The organism is Streptomyces sp. NPDC019396 (assembly GCF_040632375.1).
GTDB lineage: Bacteria > Actinomycetota > Actinomycetes > Streptomycetales > Streptomycetaceae > Streptomyces.
This window is the reverse complement of record NZ_JBEYBS010000078.1, coordinates 1-3,186: the sequence shown is the minus strand read 5'-3', so window position 1 is coordinate 3,186 and position 3,186 is coordinate 1. Positions and strand designations below refer to the sequence as shown.

Genomic DNA, 3,186 nt, shown 5'->3' with positions numbered 1-3,186 from the left:
TTCGGCTACCTCACCCCGTCCGAGACCCGACGGCATCAACAACACGCCCTCGCGGCATAACAAGATCGTGTCCAGGATCACGGGGAAACTTCAGGCACACCGCCCGGGACCTCCGTGAGGTCGCCCGACAACTCAACCGTCAACCCCGCATCGTGCTCGGAGACAAGACCCCCACCGAAGCCATGCGAGAATCCCTAACTCGCAACCACTGCTGGAGACCGCCCCCGCCAGATCCGAGAGATCGCCGACTGCGTCATACCGGTGGACGCGACCATCGATCTTGTCGACCAGTGCGTGGCGTTCTTCGGCGTCTGCGTCGGCGATCTTTCGCGGCACTCCCGGCCGCGGTTCATCGCACAGACCATCCAGCCGACGCTCCAGGAAGTGACGCCGCCAAGTGCGGACCGTGTCCGCGGGGGTCCGCAACCGCCGGGCGACCTCTGCAATCGCATGCCCTTCGGCGCATTCCAACACGATCCGCGAACGCAACGTCAACGACTGGGCACTCGAACGAAGACGCACCTACGACTGCAACATCTCCAGCTCGGCATCAGTCAGCACAACCGGTGGAATGTTCGGTCCAGGACGACTCGCATCAGACCAACGACAAATCTCCGACTCAAGAAACTAGGTCAACCGCCAGGTTTAGGTAAGAGTTACCTGGATTCACTTCCGCGGGCCGGGCTTAAGCTGAGCGTAAGAGGTGAAGCCGAATACATCTCCGTTGCGTGAAGGAGACAGCAGATGTGGAAACGGTCTGCGCGCCCGCTCTCAAGAGTCAAGGTGACGCCAGGAAAGCGTAGTCGCCGTACTCTTGTCGTCGTTGGGTCGTGCACGGTCATTGCGTCAACAATGCTTCTGGCGCCGTTTAATAGCGCTCAAGCCGAAGTGGAGAACACATCACAATTCCCGCTACTTAACCTGCCGGGACCAGCGTCCGTGGAAGGCCCATTCGATTGCCGACAATTCGAAGGCGCCGAGTCGGGCGATCTTTCAAACCCTGACGTGGTGAAAAGTTGGGAGATGGATGAAGAGGGGGGATGCGGAGACATTGACCCCTCGGGTGCTCAAGCAAATCACCTAACCCCGAAGAGTCCTGCGCAGATTATTACCGATTGTCAAAACGCTTGGGGAACTCCGGGCGCGGCTGGTATCTCCGATTTCACGGCGATGTTCTGTGAGTATGAACCGGGTGCGCCGAAGAGTTACGCTGGCTCGGAAAAGATCCTGATTGAGCAAGTGAACAATTGCGGCCCCGGTGAAAGCACCATGACACTCACCAAGAAACACGTCATTGGCGGAAAGGACAATACCGAGCACAAGTACGGCACCATGGTTGGCGGTGAGATCGCACCGAAGGCCACTCTGCCTGGTGGGTGGGGGGGAGAACTCTGGTCTTTCCAAGCCCAGAAGACTGAAGAGCATTCCTACAGTACGGAGGTCTCCTATGCCCAGGAGGACTGGGCAGCCGCCGACCACAAAATCCCCCCAGGTAAAATTGGAAAAGCCTGGGTCGATCAGCCCATAGCCACAGGATCTGGGTCAATAAGGGCTTCCTACCTTCAGCATGAACCCAATGGAGGTAGCGACGATTGGTATCGAGTAGACTATGTCGTGCGCAATTATCACGTCGCCGCACCGCTCGAAAAGGTGAACATCACTTTCGATGCCCACGAGGACGTGCCTCCGGATCAATGTGGACAGGCGAATCTTGCCCAAGGCAAGGAAGTCGGTGCCTATTGGATGGAGCCATCGGTGCGAAAGGCTGGCGATACGGATGAAGTGAGCACGTACTGGCGGATGGTCGATGAAGACTCAAACAGTGGCTCGCGAGTAACGCCCCCAGACTCGCGAAGGTGGTCCGTCGTGGTGGATCTGGGATCGCAACATTCCGTAACAGGTGTGAAGGTCCATGCAAAGGGTGAATCGCATCGCGTCACGGCAGGCGTCTATGATGACGCTCCGGGATCCAGCATGAGCATGGAGTCCATAGTACGGATGAACGTAGATAGAGGAGATGGAGAAAAGATCTCTCAGTCGTTCGGAATGACTCAAGACTGGGACTGGTATCAGATCAATTCTCCTACGCCGATTGTCGGCCGATACGTCTTCCTTGACTTCGAGGACGGCGGCGTTAACTCTATTGCAGACATTCAGGTATATGGAACTCCGTAACCTGGGAGGATGACCCTTTTCTGCCTATGTCAATAGGCGATTTCGGGTCGGTAGACGAGGCCCCCAGGGGTGACGAGCATCCGGTTTCCTGCTCGTGCCCCGAAGGGCCTCGTCGCCTTCTAACTTGCAGGGTTCGCCTGTGCTGTGAGCACGAAGTCCAGTGATTCGGCGTCGCTATGCGATGAAAGGACGTCGCTACTACTTGGCCATGGCTTCCCGGCGCGAAGCCTGAAGGCGGCGGGCTATGCTGACCCGAACCGGCAACAGCTGCCACCGCGCCGTAGCCACGGCGGCGATCACCACAAACGCCTCATCTCCAGATGCTGACGTGCCATCGTCCGTTGGGTGTGCATCGTCTCGATGGCTGCCCAGAGATGGTGCTTTCGCCCGTGAGTCGGCGGGCCATGAGGTCGGTCATGGCGATGTGGATGACGGCTTCGGAGCGGGCCGGCGGGTTTCGTAGTCGCGGGCCAGGCGACGGTAGAGCATGAGCCAGCCGTAGGTCCGCTCGACTGCCCATCGCTTCGGGATGGGATTGAAACCCCTGTGGGGCTTGCGGGTGGTGATCTCCATGTCGACGCCGCAAGTCGCAGCATGTTCGACGAGGCGCTGGCGGTAACCGCTGTCGGCCCACTCTTGCGGATGCCGGGGGTGGTCGGCGACTACCCGGTCGAGTAGGGCAGTGCCAGCGGAGTCCTGCACGCGGGCCGCGGTCACCAGTACCGAGAGGTGAAGGCTGGGCGTGTCGGGGACAATGCTCCGCTTCCTGCCGACGATCTTCTTCCCCGCGTCGACGCCCTGGCCGGAGGCGGGGTGCGTCCCGTCCGTCCTTCTCACGCAAAAGCTGCTGGAGCAGGGCCGTTGAGCTGGGCGAACACGCCCTCGTCGGCCCATTTGGCGATGTAGCCGTAGACCGTGAGCCCTTTCCATCCTCAGTCTGAGCTGGCCAGATGCAGGGTGAGGATGGCTTGGACGAGGCTGGTGACGCGGGTGGTCGAGCAGCGGAGTTTG

General features: G+C 59.7%; 2 protein-coding genes and 1 pseudogene. 1 reads left to right on the top strand and 2 read right to left on the bottom strand.

The features are described 5' to 3' along the window. Positions 1-132 precede the first annotated feature (132 nt). Positions 133-474, bottom strand: a complete 342-nt coding sequence (locus ABZ532_RS31430) for a helix-turn-helix domain-containing protein (protein ID WP_361291376.1) — start codon at positions 472-474, stop codon at positions 133-135. Between the two features lie 378 nt (positions 475-852). Here ABZ532_RS31430 and ABZ532_RS31425 point away from each other — a divergent pair, with 378 nt between their 5' ends. Further along, positions 853-2,175 carry a hypothetical protein gene (locus ABZ532_RS31425; RefSeq protein WP_361291373.1) on the top strand — a complete coding sequence of 441 codons (1,323 nt, stop codon included), beginning with the start codon at positions 853-855 and terminating at the stop codon, positions 2,173-2,175. 310 nt (positions 2,176-2,485) lie between these two features. Here the strand turns inward: ABZ532_RS31425 and ABZ532_RS31420 are convergent. Then, positions 2,486-3,092: pseudogene (locus ABZ532_RS31420) on the bottom strand (transposase); the annotation flags it as partial. Positions 3,093-3,186: the final 94 nt, after the last annotated feature.

Bases quoted from the DNA above. Each gene is read 5' to 3' on its own strand.
- ABZ532_RS31425 (WP_361291373.1), top strand. From the start codon at position 853: ATGCTTCTGGCGCCGTTTAATAGCGCTCAAGCCGAAGTGGAGAACACA.